Genomic DNA, 13488 nt, shown 5'->3' with positions numbered 1-13488 from the left:
CAACAGAAATCACATGCATTAGCCGCTTAAATCAGATAAAAAACGTCTCCACAAAACCCGGGGCAATTCAGGTTGATCCCGAACTCCTCGCTCAGCGCCGCGAGCGAAGCCTGCGATCGCTGTATTGCTGCTCGCACGGCGTGCGTGGTCGTGGCGCTCCCATGACGTATCTGTCCCATAATGCTTCCTTCCACTCTCGTGAAAATATCACACCATCAAACCCCGGGACTAAACACCTAATATAAATCAGTTGTGACGCCCTTGAATGTCCGTATTTTCCCGACTTGCTTCCATAATCGGACAGACTGCATTCTCCCCATTTCTTCCATTCAAATTAGGTTGACCCAAACAGTCTATAGTCTAATTGGGACAATCCGGAGCCACGGTGTATTGTAAATATCAGCGATAGATGGCAGGCACTGTCAGTGCTAAGTGACACCGATCACAAGGGTACTACGGGCAGCCTCGACCACATCTTCAGTAATAACGGTCAGCTCGTTGAGGCGCATGATGCGTTCGATCTGGACAAAAAGACGATGCAACAGTCGGAAATTACCCCCAGTCAGTCGCACGATCGCGGCGACCGCCTGAGCGTCGGTAAAATCAACATCGTCGAGTGAAAGACCAAGATCGCGCCAACGCCTTGTCAGCACAAATGTCAGTTCCTGATCTTGGAGGGGTCTATAATGATGGGAAAAGCCCACCCGACTGAAAAGTTGTGGGTAGCGCGCCATTCGTTTGTCAATCCCGGGCATACCGATGAAGATAAGACTGATACCTTGTCGATCGAACAGGTCACGCAACCATTCCAGCGCCGTCACGCTCAACCGCTCCGCCTCATCGACGATTAGCAGTTCAATATAGCGGGTCGTGTGGTCGATGATCCTCACTTGGCCTTGGACATGAGGGCGTACATGATCATCGATGCAGATCTCGGCACAGGCAATAAGTGCTGGCACGTCATGTCTCAACTCCTGCACGCTGCAACTGACCGTGGGGGTAAAGAAAATGGCTCGGGATTTTGCGAGGTGAGCATTGACCTTTGCTTGGTCCGATCCGCGCGGTCCCCATTCCTCCAAGGTTTTCCCAACTACGTGCCAATGGGTGTATCGACGGGCAGAGAGCGTCTTCCCGACCCCGGCAGGTCCATGACACAGGCCAATATAGCGATGTTTGCGAACGGCATCTGCAAACTCACTGAAGCGACGATGCTCCTGGGTCGCTATGAAGCTGGTAGTACGTGCTGTCCGCATCAGTCCCCCTCGCTGTAAATGCGCAGACGTCTCCCTTTCTGCCGTCCTTTGGCTTCAGTGCCGGACAATGTTACCGGCACCGCTGGCTGAGTGGGACGAAAGACAGGAGAGGGGAAAAAGTCGGCTACACGGGCCTTTCTTTCTGCAATCTGGTTTCGTAGATGCCGACGATGGGCTATGCGGGCAGTCTGTATGTCTTTCAGGGTGATGCTGTCTCCGGCATGGTCTGCACTCACGGCCCGGCAGAGAAAGGTATTGCGGTGAAAAATCCGGATCTCACCCATATCGCGGGGATCGTAACGAATCATCACGGGCTCGCCGACATAGGCTGCGAGTGTCGGATCAAAGTATCGCAGTCCTTCGAAACGAATGCCGTCCCGATGAACTGTGCGGGGCCTAGCAACCATGACCAGTAGCGTATCCAGTTCGTCCACGGTCTCGGGCATACGGGGCAGCCATCCATCGCCACACCACGCTTTGGCGGGGGGCACCCCGATCGTGCTATGTGGTCGAGTATTGTACGTTGAGACGATGTAATCCCCGATCGTGGCGTCCAGTTCGGCGAGGGACAAGCGAGGTGGCGAGGACGGTTTCCCGTTCCGCAGGTTGCCTGGAAGCTCCGGCAGCAACTCGGTATTGATGGTGCGGAACAACCGCTCGATCTTGCCCCGACCTTGCGGACGGGCAACGCCTGAGTAGATCAGACGGAAGTGAAGGTCAGCCGATGCCTGTTCGAGATGAAGGCTGGTGAAGTCCGATCCGTGATCGACGTGCAGAACGTCGGGGATGCCGCATACCGGCCACATCGGATCGGCCTTGCGCCAAATCGCTTGCCGGAGTGCGAGCGAGGTGTTGAGCGCGGATGGTGCGCCCAGCGTCACCATGTAGCCGGCGACCACCCGCGAATAATCGTCCATCACCGTCGTCAGCCATGGCCGCGCTGCCTTGCCGCCAGCATCCAGGATCAGGATGTCAAGCTGGGTATGATCAGCCTGCCATGTGGCATTGGGCCGAGAGGCCCGATGGCGATGCACCAGTTCATATTTGTCCCGGAAGGCTGCACTCCCTTCGTGTGCCAAGGTCAGTATTGCCGGATTGATTTCGCGCACGATACTCCGAACGCTCCCATAGGATGGTTTCCGCCATCCCTGCTCGGCGGCCAGCATAACGATACGCCGATGGATAGTTGCAATAGATGACTGTGGCTTGAGAAGTGCCATTCCCTCAATCAGTTCGACCATTTCCTTAGGAAAGGTGCGCGTACCGGCATCAGGTCGCGTCGGACGCATGAGACCAGCGGGACCGGAAAGGCGGTAGCGTGCAATCCAACGCCGGACTGTGCGGATCGGGATGGCCGCATCCACTGCAATTTTCGTCAACGGCACGTTATCAATCAGATATGGTCGCAACACGGCCATACGCATTGCTACCTCGGTGCTGTCGGTTCCTAGCACTCGATCATCTGCCATGGTGATCGCCCCTGTCCGATAGAGGATCATTGAACGGACTTGCTCCCACCGGTCACGCAACCCACGGGAAACAGCCGGTTGCTGAGTCTCATATGAATGGTACCATATAATTTGCAGTCACGGGGCCTTATACGTTACACTTTCCCGTATGACACACATATTGATCGGTTATGCCCGCTGCTCGACAGACAAACAGGATCTTGCAGTCCAGAAACAGGAACTGCTCAAGCTCGGTGTTTCTGCTGATCGGATCTACACCGATAAGGGCTTCACCGGCACGAACCGGGATCGGCCAGGGCTCGATCAGGCGCTGGCGGCTGTGCGCAGCGGGGATACACTGGTGGTGCCAAAGCTAGACCGGCTAGCCCGATCCGTGCCGGACGCGCGCGCTATCGGAGATAGTCTGGCCGCCCGTGGCGTGAAGCTCCAACTTGGCACCAGTGTCCACGACCCATCCGATCCAATGGGCAAACTGTTTTTCAACATTCTCGCCACCTTTGCCGAATTTGAGGCAGACCTCATCAAGCTCCGGACCCGTGAAGGGATGGCAGTCGCACGTGCCAAGGGCAAACTACGCGGAAAAAAGCCTAAGCTGTCTGATCGGCAGCAGAAGGAACTTCGCCGCATGTACGATACTGGCGACTATTCCATCAGTGACCTGGCTGATCTGTTTTCGATCTCGCGACCAACCGTTTATCGGACACTTGGGCGTCAGCCTGTTACGTCCGTTCTGGCAGCATGACCTACGGAAAACGTAGCCGTCCAACGTATCGCCCGATTGCTCCGATACGAGCCAGGCACGCCAATTAGCACTGCAATTCAGTGCCATTTACCGCTGATATTTACAGTGTATCAAGGGCTGCATGGTGGTTTTTCCGGGAGGGTTCAAATGGGACAGCGCGCGGTCATCTATTGTCGGGTTTCTACGGCCGATCAGTCATGCGTGCGCCAGAAAGACGAGCTGAAGCGGTTTGCCGAACGCGCGGGCTATGAAGTGTCTGGCATCTTCATGGAGACAGGATCTGGCGTCCGGGTGGATCGGGCCGAGCGTCGAAAGGTCATGGCACTGGCCCAGGCTCGTGAAATTGACGCCATTCTGGTGACGGAGCTGTCCCGCTGGGGGCGCTCGACCATTGATCTCATCTCCACGCTTCAGGAACTGGAGAGCTATCGTGTTTCCCTGATTGCTATAACGGGAATGACGTTTGATCTGGCGACACCACATGGACGAATGCTGGCGACGGTTCTGGCCGGGATTGCGGAGTTCGAGCGGGATCTGATCAGCGAGCGGGTGAAGTCTGGTCTGGCCGCTGCCAGGGCGCGCGGGAAGGTTCTCGGCCGACAGAAAGGACAGCGGCCAAAGTCTGATCGTCTGGCTCCGAAGGTTATGGCGCTGGTGGCAGAAAAGCGGAGTTATCGGTGGATCGCCCGTGATCTAGGAATCAACAAGAACACTGTTGCTGCCATTGTGCAGAGAGATAAGATGAGGCCTTCTCTTCCCTCGTAGAAAGTGTATACAGGTATAAGATTATACGTGTAGAGGTGTAGCATGAAGGTTCTTGCTGTTCTTTCGCAGAAGGGCGGTGTCGGAAAAACGACGCTTGCAACCTGTCTCGCTGTCGCGGCTGAGCAAGCGGGTAAGGTTGTTGCTATTATTGATTTGGACCCACAGGCGACAGCCTCTTTCTGGAAAGACGTACGCCAGCTCGATACACCGGCTGTGGCTTCAATTCAGCCGATACGTTTGCCTGCAATGCTCAAAGCCTGCGCGGATGCGGGTACTGATCTTGTGATTATCGACGGAGCTGCTGTTGCGCGTGATGTAGCTTATGAAGCGGCGCGGCATGCTGACTTCGTTCTCATTCCGACGAAGACGGCCGTGTTCGATACAATGAGTATGACACACACATTGGATGTGGTTCGTCAGCTCGGTAAAGCGTTCGCTGTCGTTTTAACTTTTGTGCCCCCCCAAGGGCAGGAGACAGGGGATGCCATTAAGGCCGTGACCGAATTGGGAGCAACGGTCTGTCCGGTGACAGTAGGAAACCGCAAGGCATTTTTCCGTGCACAGGCGGCGGGACAGGCTGTGCAGGAATTCGAAGCACATGGGCCAGCAGCAAACGAAATCAAGCGTTTATACGAGTATACAGATATACAATTATACAAAAATCGGGAGGTAGTGTGATGGCGAAAAGCAATACGCTACAAGCGATGCTTGATCGCGCCAAAGGTAGTGGTGAGGCAATGCCAGCCCCTTCCCTGAAGCCAGATATATCATCCCGTAAACCTACGCTGAATGGTCGGAAGGGGACCAAGTTGATCGGTGGGCATTTTTCTCCTGAAGTCAGCACCCAGCTTCGTATTATCGCGGCCGAAGAGGGAACGACGGTTCAGGGTTTGCTTGGAGAAGCACTGGACGATCTGTTTGTGAAGAAAGGACGAAGCCGGATCGTTAGCGGTTAAGTATACATTTATACACGTATGCAATTATACACGTAGGCTGTGTCTAGCGTATAGGGTTGCGTTTGTGTCGGTTGCGGCAGAATCCAACAAATGCGGCACTGGGGTTTTGCAACTCTGGTTGTCCACTATCATTCCACCATGACACCCATTCATCATAGAGTGCGTAGACATCATATCCTGGAGCAACTCCTCTAGCGTCATGGAAACCCTCGGGATCGACAAATGGTTTCTGGAGCTTTGGCTCTATTACCTTGACGGTGTCCATCGTTTCCCGATTACGGAAAGTAACTGTGTTGCTGTTTATTTCGACAGCATAATCAGGCAAGTGGTTATTGATTGCCAAGTCACGGAGCATTGAGCGAAATACGCGAATATGGCTACTGGCCCCAGTTTTTTTCTGTAAAATTTCTATAGAAACAACCCATTTTTCCTGAGCGCCACAATGCTTGCGTGCAAGTTCGTATATTCTCCGTTCAAGTGGTTTGCGTAAACGGAAATAATCGCGATGTAATGTCAGTACACTTCGGCCTTCGATCATTCTGAATAGCCATTCGGATAGCGTTACCTTAATTTCGGACATTTGTCCGGAATTGGTCTTACGGATAATTCGCCATTCATTGATAAGGCCAAAGCCTTCGGTGATTTCTTCTCCATCAGCTTTGATGTTGGTGGTGATCCGTGTGCCTGCTAAGCGCTCAAATGCGCTCCGAAGCCGCTTATAGCCATCACCATCGGTTTGACGGTTGGTCCACACCAATAAATCGCGTGCGGTAAGGTGGAGAGTTCGATTTGGCTGCTCACCTTGATTCATTTTCGCGATAAGCTGCGAAATGCAATAGATAAGGATATCCTTGTCATGGATCGTCGCGAGCCCTTTGACGCTCGGAACGATCTCAACTGTATTGCCATTGTGCTCATATCGGAAAATGCGTCGATCAGGTTTAGTGGCAAGCGAGAAAATTGGATGTTCCATCGAGGCCATATCATCTTTGGGGATGGCATCAAGGACATCACAAATAAAAAGATCTGGTGTCGGATATCGTTCCGGAAGTAGAACGGAACGTCCATCAACATTCGGGGTTTCACTGACGGTAATTGCCAGTTCGGGGTTTCGTTGACGGGTTGCTTTGATTCGGGGTTTCATTGACGATCAGTTTAGGTTCGGGGTTTCATTGACGCAAGAGCTAGATTCGGGGTTTCGTTGACGCAGATTCGGGGTTCTGGAGTCACTAGATTCGGGGTTTCGTTGACGCAAGCTGCCCCAAAACATTGTTTTTGTATTTTATTTTCAGTCAGTTACGTTTTTGTGGAAAACCCTTAACACTACTTTTAACACATAAATTAACACTCTAAGCCTGTGGATAACTTTTCATTCTCTGTAATTTTCAGCCAAATGAACCCAAGCACCGCCTCTTGGGGGCTACGCCCCCGCCGGCTCGCGGCCTACGGCCACCCCGATCGCGCTTCGCGCGATCTCCCACCCGGCATCCCCCTGCTCGCCCTTTCAGGACTGCGCTAAGCAGACACGCCTACGGCGCGAAATCATAATCTGACGATGCGTTCCCGCATCGTCTCTCCATCAGCACCTTCCTCTCCCGCGTCGGCGCCTTCGGCGCCCTACGGGGCTCCCGCTCCGCGCTCGCCCAACGCCTGCAACACCAGAAGAACCGGGCAAGACCGTAATCTGCTCAAGACACACCGGTGTTCAGGCGATCATTCAGCAGCTCACGTGTTGCAACATACCCGTCAGACGCCACAGGATGGCCGTACAGGCGTTCCCGTGTGTGGTGGCTGGTTTGGTGGGCAGTAACGGGAATTACGCTTTGTGCGGCCTCCCAGGGCGCTCTGCGGGCCTTGCCGGGGATTGATAGGCTGGCCATTTCTTGTTCGTCCGTCCAGATATTCTGCTCCTGACCTTCGGCGGGATGGTTCTAATTGAAAAACCCAAGCGTTAGGGATATTGTGCATTATGCCGACGCTTCTACGCATCAATGAATTTCGTGTCGTGATTTACACGGCAGATCATGTGCCCAATGCACGTTCACGTTATAAACGCGGATGGAGAAGCGGTGATCGAAATTGGCAGGAAAGCCCGCCTGATATGGGCAGGTGGCATGAAAGATAAGGTCATACAGGAAGCCCTTGTCATCGTGCAGGACCACGCTGAGATGTTGGCTGAAGCATGGGAGAAGATACATGGCGAATGACATGAACTATCAGGCCGCTCGTGAAGCAGACGCGCTTCATAGAGCGACAATTCCTCATGCGGTCTCCGCACGGTTTATCCGTGCTCGCCGCGCTCTTCACGTCACGCTCTCCAACGGTGTTGAGATGAGCGTGCCTGTGGATCTGCTACAAGATTTGCAGGACGCTTCCCTGAATGATCTGGCCGAGATCGAGATCACCCCGCTGGGTAATGGCCTTCACTGGCCCCGTCTCGACGCCGATGTTCTGGTCGAAGGTCTGATCCACGGTATCTACGGTTCCCGAAGCTGGATGGCAGCACAGATGGGACGCGTGGGCGGATCGTCCGCCAGCCAGGAAAAGGCAGCGGCAGCACGCCGGAATGGTGCTAAAGGCGGTCGGCCAAGGAACGTCGCGTAAGAAAGACTGCTTACCACTATGAGCAGACAGGCCGGTGAGCATGGTGATTGCTGAAACCACAAAATGTTATTACATTAGTAATAACATTAGGGGGATTCACTATGGTCGAGCTGAAAGTGCGAAAGTTCGGAAACTCACTCGGGGTCGTGCTGCCCAAGGAAGTGATCTCACGGCTGAACACCCAGGACGGCGCGCCCCTGTATCTGACCGAAGCACCAGACGGCGGCTATCGGCTCGTACCCTATGATCCTGACTTCGAAACCAAAATGACAAAGGCTGAGGATATTATGCGGCGCTACCGTGATACGCTGCATGTTCTGGCGCAATGACAGTCTTCGTCTGGATAGACGAACGCGAAGCCCTGATCCTGCATGACCGGCTGTTGGGGCTGCATGGTGGCGCTTCCGGCGTACGGGATGCAGGTCTTCTGAAATCTGCTCTTGCCCGGCCACAGCAGCATGCGGCTTATGCGGATCCGCTGGATCCAGCGCATCTGGCGGCCGTCTATACGGCGGGTATCGTCAAAAACCATCCTTTCATCGACGGGAACAAGCGTACGGGCTTTGTGCTCGGTGTGCTGTTTTTGGAACTGAACGGCTATCGTTTCACGGCAGCCCAGGAAGATGCAGCAAATGCGGTTCTCGCGCTGGCGGCAGGTCAGATGGACGAACTGGGCTATGCGGCATTCCTGACCGCCAATGTCGCATCCGAAAGGGTATGACGGTAAACGAGGAACGCGATGAGTGTGCTTTTTTCGTTTCCTGAGGTGGTTCTGGCGACATTTGTCTTGATGGACCAGACTAATATGGCTAAGTCTTCTTTTTGAGTAAACTCAGGAGGCTTTCGCCATGCGCACGGTCAACATCCACGAAGCCAAGACCCATCTGTCCCGGCTGATTGACGCGGCCATGAAAGGGGAAAGCTTCATCATTGCCAAAGCCGGCCGGCCGATGGTGCGGGTCAGCCCGATTACGGCTCCTGAAGAGTTACAGCAACGGCGTCTGGGGTTTCTTGCTGGAAAAATCCGGGTGCCCGAAGATTTTGATCGCATGGGACAGGACGATATTGTGTCTCTGTTCGACGGTCCGGCATGAGGCTTCTTCTGGATACCCATCTGCTGCTCTGGGCAGCCGGAGAGCCAGATAAGCTGTCAGCACGGGCGAGAACCCTGATGGAAGATCCGGGCAATGATCTGGTCTTCAGTGCGGCCAGTCTCTGGGAGATCACCATTAAGACCGGGCTGGGACGGGCAGACTTCCAGGTCGATCCTCATCTGCTGCGACGCGGTCTGATCGAAAACGGTTATGAGGAGTTACCGATCACCAGCCAGCACGCCTTGGCAGTCGGACAACTGCCAGATGTGCATCGGGATCCCTTTGACCGGATCCTTGTGGCACAGGCCACGGTGGAAGGAGTGCTTCTGCTGACCCATGATCCGCTGGTAAAGGCTTATCCAGGCCCGATCGAAGCCGTCTGAAGGAGATCGACCAGTATGAGCTACAAAAATAGGTCCATGCCCTCGCTGCACAGTGACGAAGCGGCCGAGGATTTCGTCGCGACCGCCGATCTAACCCAATATGATCTGTCCGGTTTCAAGCCCATGCGCTTTGAGATCGAACCCAAGGCGGCCACCCTCAACATGCGCCTGCCGGCGTCCCTGCTGGACGCCGTGAAAGCCAGGGCGAAGGCAAAGGGCATCCCTTACACACGCTATGTGCGGATGCTGCTGGAGACCGATGTCGCACAGGCGCGGTAAAGCGTATTCAGACCAGAACAGAGGAGATCGGGCGATGTAGGTACGCCCGGGAATCACTCCGTGCGTCATGGAGGGGAAGTTCCCATGTCTGCACGCAAATACTCATAAACGACCCGGATACCTATCCTTGACGCACTGATGGAACGACTGTTTCACGACCCAACGGCTACCCTTGCGACGACCCATGGACATACTCGAAACCGACATTGCTCCTACCCATACGTAGCTGGTCTTCATACACCATTGCACCGTTGGTGCGGGCATGCGGAAACAGGGGCTGGAAAACCCTACCCCCTTAAGCCAGCACGCGATCTATGGAATGCCAGGGTGCGTGGTCTGCCAGTCATCATGGGCCGCCTGCATCCTGATCCACAGATCAGGGCCATTGCCCAGCAGTTGACCCAGTCGTTCCGCCAGTTCGGGTGTAATGGGTTTTCGGGTCGCCAGGATCTCGTGGAGATGCGGACAGGATATGCCAAGGGCCTGTGCAATTTCTGACGTCTCCTTGAAGCCGGCAGGAATGACGTCCAGCCGTAGCAATTCCCCCGGATGGGTGGGGCAACGGTGCCTGTCCCCGGGCATCATGATCTCCTGGCGTGAGGCTTGGATGAGGGCAATGCCCTATGCATCAGCGTTCCCCCTTCTGCTGGAATGGGACCATCCTATTGGCCCGGTTCTGGCATGGGGAGCGGGTGATCGGTGCCGAGGCTATCAATCCAGGCTATGGCCGCTTCCGCACTGACCACACGGCCCGCTGCAATTTCTGCCAGTGCCTGACGCGTGGCTGCGTCCTTTTCCGCTTCCCGGTCGCGGTCGAACCGGTTTGTATCCGTCGCCATGTTCGTTCCCTTTCCAGGCTGCGGCCTGTTGCAACGATTATGAGCCACTTTCCTCAACGGGCATGAGGAATTCAACAGGAGAAATGTCTAGCACGCAGGCCAGTTCATAAAGGGTGACGACCGTTGGATTGCGAGCCCCTTTTTCCAGGCCGCTGAGATATTGCTGGCTGAAGCCTGACCGCTCGGCAACCTGTTCCTGTGTCAGGCCTTTATTCCTTCGGATGCGGGAAAAATTCCATCCCACAAGGCGTCTCATGTCCATCAGGACATGCTGGCGTTTTACATACTATATTTTTATCAACTATAGTATGTAAATGCCCATTCAATGTCGTTTCCCTGGATATAGAGAGGCCAAGATGTCTGACTGCCACCCCGTTTCTGCCCCACGGATCTGCGTCCTGTCAGCTGCCGGTGGGTGTGGAAAAACCGTCATTGCCTTTCATCTCCTGGCACCTTTCCTCCTCAATCCCCTTCTGGTCTGCGTCAAGGAACGGATCGACTTTTCTGGTGGCCTCAGCCCGGATAACCTTCTGCTGGTCCGGAATGGGGACTTCGGGGTAGTTTTTGAGGAACTCACCCTGAATCAGGGCCGACCCATCATCATCGATATCGATATGACCGCCCTGGAGGCTACTTGCACGAAGATGAAGCGCTTTTCTGGTGCTGACGAAGATATCGACGTTTTCCTGATTCCCTTCACGCCTGAGGTCTACAGTATACAGCGGATGATCTGGACGGTTCGGAAGCTCCGGGCCTGCGGTATTTCCGGACAGAAAATTATCCTGGTTCCCAACCGGCTGCAGGACAGGACAGTGTCCTCGCCGATCGAAGACGTGATGAAAATCTGCGAGGGGCCTGATGCTCCACGTTTTTTCTGGGATGTCTTCGTGGAAGAGGACGAGATCTATAACCACTTCTTCAGGAAACAGGCTTCCTTCAGGTCGCTTCTGCCTTGCGAATTCTATCGTCAGAAGGCACGAGACAGGCACGCGACGCTGGAAGACCGGCAGAATTATGCATCCTATGCCGCTCTGGCCGCCAGGGCCGAACGCGTGGAACCCCGGCTGAAACAGACCTTTGCCCGTCTCATGGCCCATATCTCTCCAGGGATGGCTGCAGCAGCCTGACAGACCACCTCATTGACCCGGAGCGATCTTCTATTGCCATGGCTTTGGCAGGAGGAGGGGGTTATCCGTCGCGAGGCAGGCGACCCATGCCTTCATGGCCTCCCCACTGATCAGCAACCCGGCCTCTCTCCGGGCGAGGGACCATCGCGGGCAGATCTTAATTCCAGACATGTTTTCGACGTTTGCGGCCATTCTATCGTATCGGTAACCCGACTATGGTCAGGACAGGCGTGACATGGGGATGGGTTCATTCTGTCGGAAGTTCGCAAATCGGCATTCAACAGGCGTGGCACCAGTTTCTCGTTTGGGCAGACAGCCTATCCCGACGGGGGAGAATTCCGCGTAACCAGCCGCGCTTATGCCTGTCTGCTCCTGCTGGAGACTGGCACCATGAGCACCGTGATCGATGGCGGCAGGCGGGAGCTTCATGCGGGTGAGTGTGGCATCTTCATCAACACCACTGGCCGGCGTTCCACCTATGCACCAGGCAGTCAGGTTCAGTGGTGTGAAACGCCGCTGCTGGAGACACCTTCCCCTGTAGAGCAGGATTTCCTGGGTGACCGGATCCGCGCCTCTCCGCGCATCCGCACGCTTTTCCGGGAAGGGATCGGGTGTGGTCCGTACGTCTCGCCAGCCCTCGATATGTTGCGCAACGCCCTGGGTGAGGCCCTGTTCGCGGCATGGCGCATCGAGGTGGGAGAAGGCATGGCCGGACACATGCCCGCGCCGCTTCTCGCGGCCAGATCCTATATCGATCTGCATTATGCCGAAAAGCCGGACCTTGAAACACTGGCTGCTGTGGCCGGCATTACGCCACCTTACCTGATAGACCTGTTCCGTCGGCATCAGGGCACCACGCCCATGCGCTACCTGCGGGCCGTGCGTGCACAGGCTGCGCTGCGCCTGATCCGGCATACCGACATGTCACTGACCAGCATTGCGGACAGTACGGGCTATGGATCTGCCTTCCACCTGTCGCGTGAGATCAGGCAGTTCCATGGCCTCAGCCCGCGCCAGATACGCCAGCAGGGCACTCATTCCAACCCGTCTATCCAGGCAGGTGACGCCGAACGCCTGCCTGCGGATAACCGGTTTTCTCCCGGTCCTGAGGTAAAAAGGAGCAGTCCCATGACCCATGACATCCCTGTTATCGACATTTCCCCCCTGCACCAGGGTAACGGTGCGGAGCGGGAGGCCGTGGCCAGCGCCATCGGCAGGGCCTGCCGCGAGACCGGCTTTTTCTACATTACCGGCCACGGCGTATCTCCCGATACGATAGCAAAGCTCTTCGAGGCCTCGCACACGTTCTTCACCCAACCCGCCGCCGCCAAGGAAGCCGTGGCCATGAGCCGCGTGGGCCAGAACCGGGGCTATGTGGGGCTGGGGGTCGAACGGCTTGATACGACTTCCCTGCCCGACCGCAAGGAAGCCTTCAACATCAGCCCTAACCGGGGTCGGTACATAGAACGGGCACAGATATACGCTAAGGCTGGCTGCTGAGAGTATATGACGGGAAACAGGTGTTTTCCGTCATTTTTTTCTTGCCGGGAAAAGATAGCCGCCAAGGTAGCAAAAACCGCACGACAAACCATGTCGCTTTGCATTACTGTGCGGAAACTCTTCTGATGAGGTTTGTCGTACATGCTGGTCGGTTATATGCGAGTGTCCTCAGCCGACGAACGCCAGTCAGTGGATCTCCAGCGCGATGCGCTGATCGCGGCTGGCGTCGATGCACGCCACATTCATTCCGACAAGGCCTCTGGTGCCCGCGACGATCGCCCTGGCCTCAAGACGTGCCTCGCCTGGCTCAAGGAAGGGGATACGCTGGTGGTCTGGAAACTCGACCTTCTTATGTGGACGGCCGTTTAAGCGCAATACCTCACATTGTTCTCCCGATGTCATTTCTAAAACGTATTATTCTACCGGCTGGATGATGAATACCGATTTAACGTGAAGACCCGGTCAGATGCGCTCTTA

General features: G+C 55.3%; 21 protein-coding genes and 2 pseudogenes. 14 read left to right on the top strand and 9 right to left on the bottom strand.

Annotated features, from left to right (window positions below; translation table 11 throughout):
* Window positions 1-71 precede the first annotated feature (71 nt).
* The 4 genes and pseudogenes from CSR02_RS15115 to CSR02_RS17320 all read right to left on the bottom strand — a co-directional run.
* Window positions 72-179 (bottom strand): annotated as a pseudogene (locus CSR02_RS15115) (IS481 family transposase); the annotation flags it as partial.
* 249 nt (window positions 180-428) lie between these two features.
* Complete coding sequence (locus tag CSR02_RS15105; RefSeq protein ID WP_099542230.1) at window positions 429-1253, bottom strand: AAA family ATPase; 825 nt, start codon at window positions 1251-1253, stop codon at window positions 429-431.
* Window positions 1253-1660, bottom strand: coding sequence for a Mu transposase C-terminal domain-containing protein (locus CSR02_RS17325; protein WP_373319830.1), 408 nt, complete (start codon window positions 1658-1660; stop codon window positions 1253-1255). The genes CSR02_RS15105 and CSR02_RS17325 overlap by 1 nt, the downstream gene beginning before the upstream one ends.
* A 330-nt stretch (window positions 1661-1990) precedes the next feature.
* Window positions 1991-2419, bottom strand: a pseudogene (locus tag CSR02_RS17320) (DDE-type integrase/transposase/recombinase); the annotation flags it as partial.
* Window positions 2420-2870: 451 nt separating this feature from the next.
* Here CSR02_RS17320 and CSR02_RS15095 point away from each other — a divergent pair.
* The 4 genes from CSR02_RS15095 (at window position 2871) to CSR02_RS15080 (ending at window position 5185) form a co-directional block, all read left to right on the top strand.
* On the top strand, window positions 2871-3464 hold the full coding sequence (locus CSR02_RS15095) for a recombinase family protein (RefSeq protein WP_003630649.1): 594 nt from the start codon (window positions 2871-2873) through the stop codon (window positions 3462-3464).
* A gap of 147 nt (window positions 3465-3611) precedes the next feature.
* On the top strand, window positions 3612-4229 hold the full coding sequence (locus CSR02_RS15090; protein ID WP_099542228.1) for a recombinase family protein: 618 nt from the start codon (window positions 3612-3614) through the stop codon (window positions 4227-4229).
* Window positions 4230-4271: 42 nt separating this feature from the next.
* Entirely contained in the window at window positions 4272-4907 is a 636-nt protein-coding gene (locus CSR02_RS15085; RefSeq protein WP_006559416.1) for a ParA family protein, read from the top strand.
* On the top strand, window positions 4907-5185 hold the full coding sequence (locus tag CSR02_RS15080; RefSeq protein WP_238527069.1) for a ribbon-helix-helix domain-containing protein: 279 nt from the start codon (window positions 4907-4909) through the stop codon (window positions 5183-5185). The genes CSR02_RS15085 and CSR02_RS15080 overlap by 1 nt, the downstream gene beginning before the upstream one ends.
* A 43-nt stretch (window positions 5186-5228) precedes the next feature.
* Here CSR02_RS15080 and CSR02_RS15075 read toward each other — a convergent pair whose 3' ends face one another.
* The gene (locus CSR02_RS15075; protein WP_099542227.1) at window positions 5229-6329 is read right to left on the bottom strand and encodes a replication initiator protein A; all 1101 of its coding nucleotides are present in this window, start codon (window positions 6327-6329) and stop codon (window positions 5229-5231) included.
* Window positions 6330-6873: 544 nt separating this feature from the next.
* Window positions 6874-7065: a hypothetical protein gene (locus tag CSR02_RS15070; protein ID WP_099542226.1), complete on the bottom strand. Its 192-nt coding sequence runs from the start codon at window positions 7063-7065 to the stop codon at window positions 6874-6876.
* 144 nt (window positions 7066-7209) lie between these two features.
* On the opposite strand from CSR02_RS15070, the gene CSR02_RS15065 reads away from it, so the two are divergent.
* From CSR02_RS15065 to CSR02_RS15035, 7 genes are all read left to right on the top strand, one after another.
* On the top strand, window positions 7210-7392 hold the full coding sequence (locus tag CSR02_RS15065; RefSeq protein ID WP_306417293.1) for a DUF4160 domain-containing protein: 183 nt from the start codon (window positions 7210-7212) through the stop codon (window positions 7390-7392).
* Window positions 7382-7789: a DUF2442 domain-containing protein gene (locus tag CSR02_RS15060; protein WP_099542224.1), complete on the top strand. Its 408-nt coding sequence runs from the start codon at window positions 7382-7384 to the stop codon at window positions 7787-7789. The genes CSR02_RS15065 and CSR02_RS15060 overlap by 11 nt, the downstream gene beginning before the upstream one ends.
* Window positions 7790-7890: 101 nt before the next feature.
* Window positions 7891-8118 (top strand): AbrB/MazE/SpoVT family DNA-binding domain-containing protein, encoded by a 228-nt coding sequence (locus CSR02_RS15055; protein ID WP_019088712.1) that lies wholly within the window; start codon window positions 7891-7893, stop codon window positions 8116-8118.
* Window positions 8115-8510 (top strand): type II toxin-antitoxin system death-on-curing family toxin, encoded by a 396-nt coding sequence (locus CSR02_RS15050; protein WP_019088713.1) that lies wholly within the window; start codon window positions 8115-8117, stop codon window positions 8508-8510. The genes CSR02_RS15055 and CSR02_RS15050 overlap by 4 nt, the downstream gene beginning before the upstream one ends.
* A 127-nt stretch (window positions 8511-8637) precedes the next feature.
* Window positions 8638-8883: a type II toxin-antitoxin system Phd/YefM family antitoxin gene (locus tag CSR02_RS15045; RefSeq protein WP_006560453.1), complete on the top strand. Its 246-nt coding sequence runs from the start codon at window positions 8638-8640 to the stop codon at window positions 8881-8883.
* Window positions 8880-9266, top strand: coding sequence for a type II toxin-antitoxin system VapC family toxin (locus tag CSR02_RS15040; RefSeq protein WP_019088714.1), 387 nt, complete (start codon window positions 8880-8882; stop codon window positions 9264-9266). The genes CSR02_RS15045 and CSR02_RS15040 overlap by 4 nt, the downstream gene beginning before the upstream one ends.
* Before the next feature lie 15 nt (window positions 9267-9281).
* The gene (locus CSR02_RS15035) at window positions 9282-9545 is read left to right on the top strand and encodes a BrnA antitoxin family protein (protein WP_099542223.1); all 264 of its coding nucleotides are present in this window, start codon (window positions 9282-9284) and stop codon (window positions 9543-9545) included.
* 312 nt (window positions 9546-9857) lie between these two features.
* On the opposite strand, the gene CSR02_RS15030 is transcribed toward CSR02_RS15035, so the two are convergent.
* The 3 genes from CSR02_RS15030 to CSR02_RS15025 form a co-directional block, all read right to left on the bottom strand.
* Window positions 9858-10130 carry a HigA family addiction module antitoxin gene (locus CSR02_RS15030; RefSeq protein ID WP_051672187.1) on the bottom strand — a complete coding sequence of 91 codons (273 nt, stop codon included), beginning with the start codon at window positions 10128-10130 and terminating at the stop codon, window positions 9858-9860.
* Between the two features lie 77 nt (window positions 10131-10207).
* Window positions 10208-10384: a hypothetical protein gene (locus tag CSR02_RS16695; protein ID WP_010511397.1), complete on the bottom strand. Its 177-nt coding sequence runs from the start codon at window positions 10382-10384 to the stop codon at window positions 10208-10210.
* 37 nt (window positions 10385-10421) lie between these two features.
* Window positions 10422-10646 (bottom strand): helix-turn-helix domain-containing protein, encoded by a 225-nt coding sequence (locus CSR02_RS15025; protein WP_099542222.1) that lies wholly within the window; start codon window positions 10644-10646, stop codon window positions 10422-10424.
* A 94-nt stretch (window positions 10647-10740) separates the two neighbouring features.
* Here CSR02_RS15025 and CSR02_RS15020 point away from each other — a divergent pair, with 94 nt between their 5' ends.
* The 3 genes from CSR02_RS15020 to CSR02_RS15010 all read left to right on the top strand — a co-directional run bounded on the left by CSR02_RS15020 (window position 10741) and on the right by CSR02_RS15010 (window position 13380).
* The gene (locus tag CSR02_RS15020) at window positions 10741-11511 is read left to right on the top strand and encodes a StbB (RefSeq protein WP_099542221.1); all 771 of its coding nucleotides are present in this window, start codon (window positions 10741-10743) and stop codon (window positions 11509-11511) included.
* Between the two features lie 390 nt (window positions 11512-11901).
* Window positions 11902-13011, top strand: a complete 1110-nt coding sequence (locus tag CSR02_RS15015; RefSeq protein WP_099542220.1) for a 2-oxoglutarate and iron-dependent oxygenase domain-containing protein — start codon at window positions 11902-11904, stop codon at window positions 13009-13011.
* A gap of 141 nt (window positions 13012-13152) precedes the next feature.
* Window positions 13153-13380 carry a recombinase family protein gene (locus CSR02_RS15010; protein WP_099542219.1) on the top strand — a complete coding sequence of 76 codons (228 nt, stop codon included), beginning with the start codon at window positions 13153-13155 and terminating at the stop codon, window positions 13378-13380.
* The last annotated feature ends 108 nt before the right edge of the window (window positions 13381-13488 follow it).

Source organism: Acetobacter pomorum (assembly GCF_002738225.1).
In the GTDB taxonomy this organism is placed as follows: Bacteria; Pseudomonadota; Alphaproteobacteria; order Acetobacterales; family Acetobacteraceae; genus Acetobacter; species Acetobacter pomorum.
This window is presented reverse-complemented; position numbering and strand designations above follow the sequence as displayed.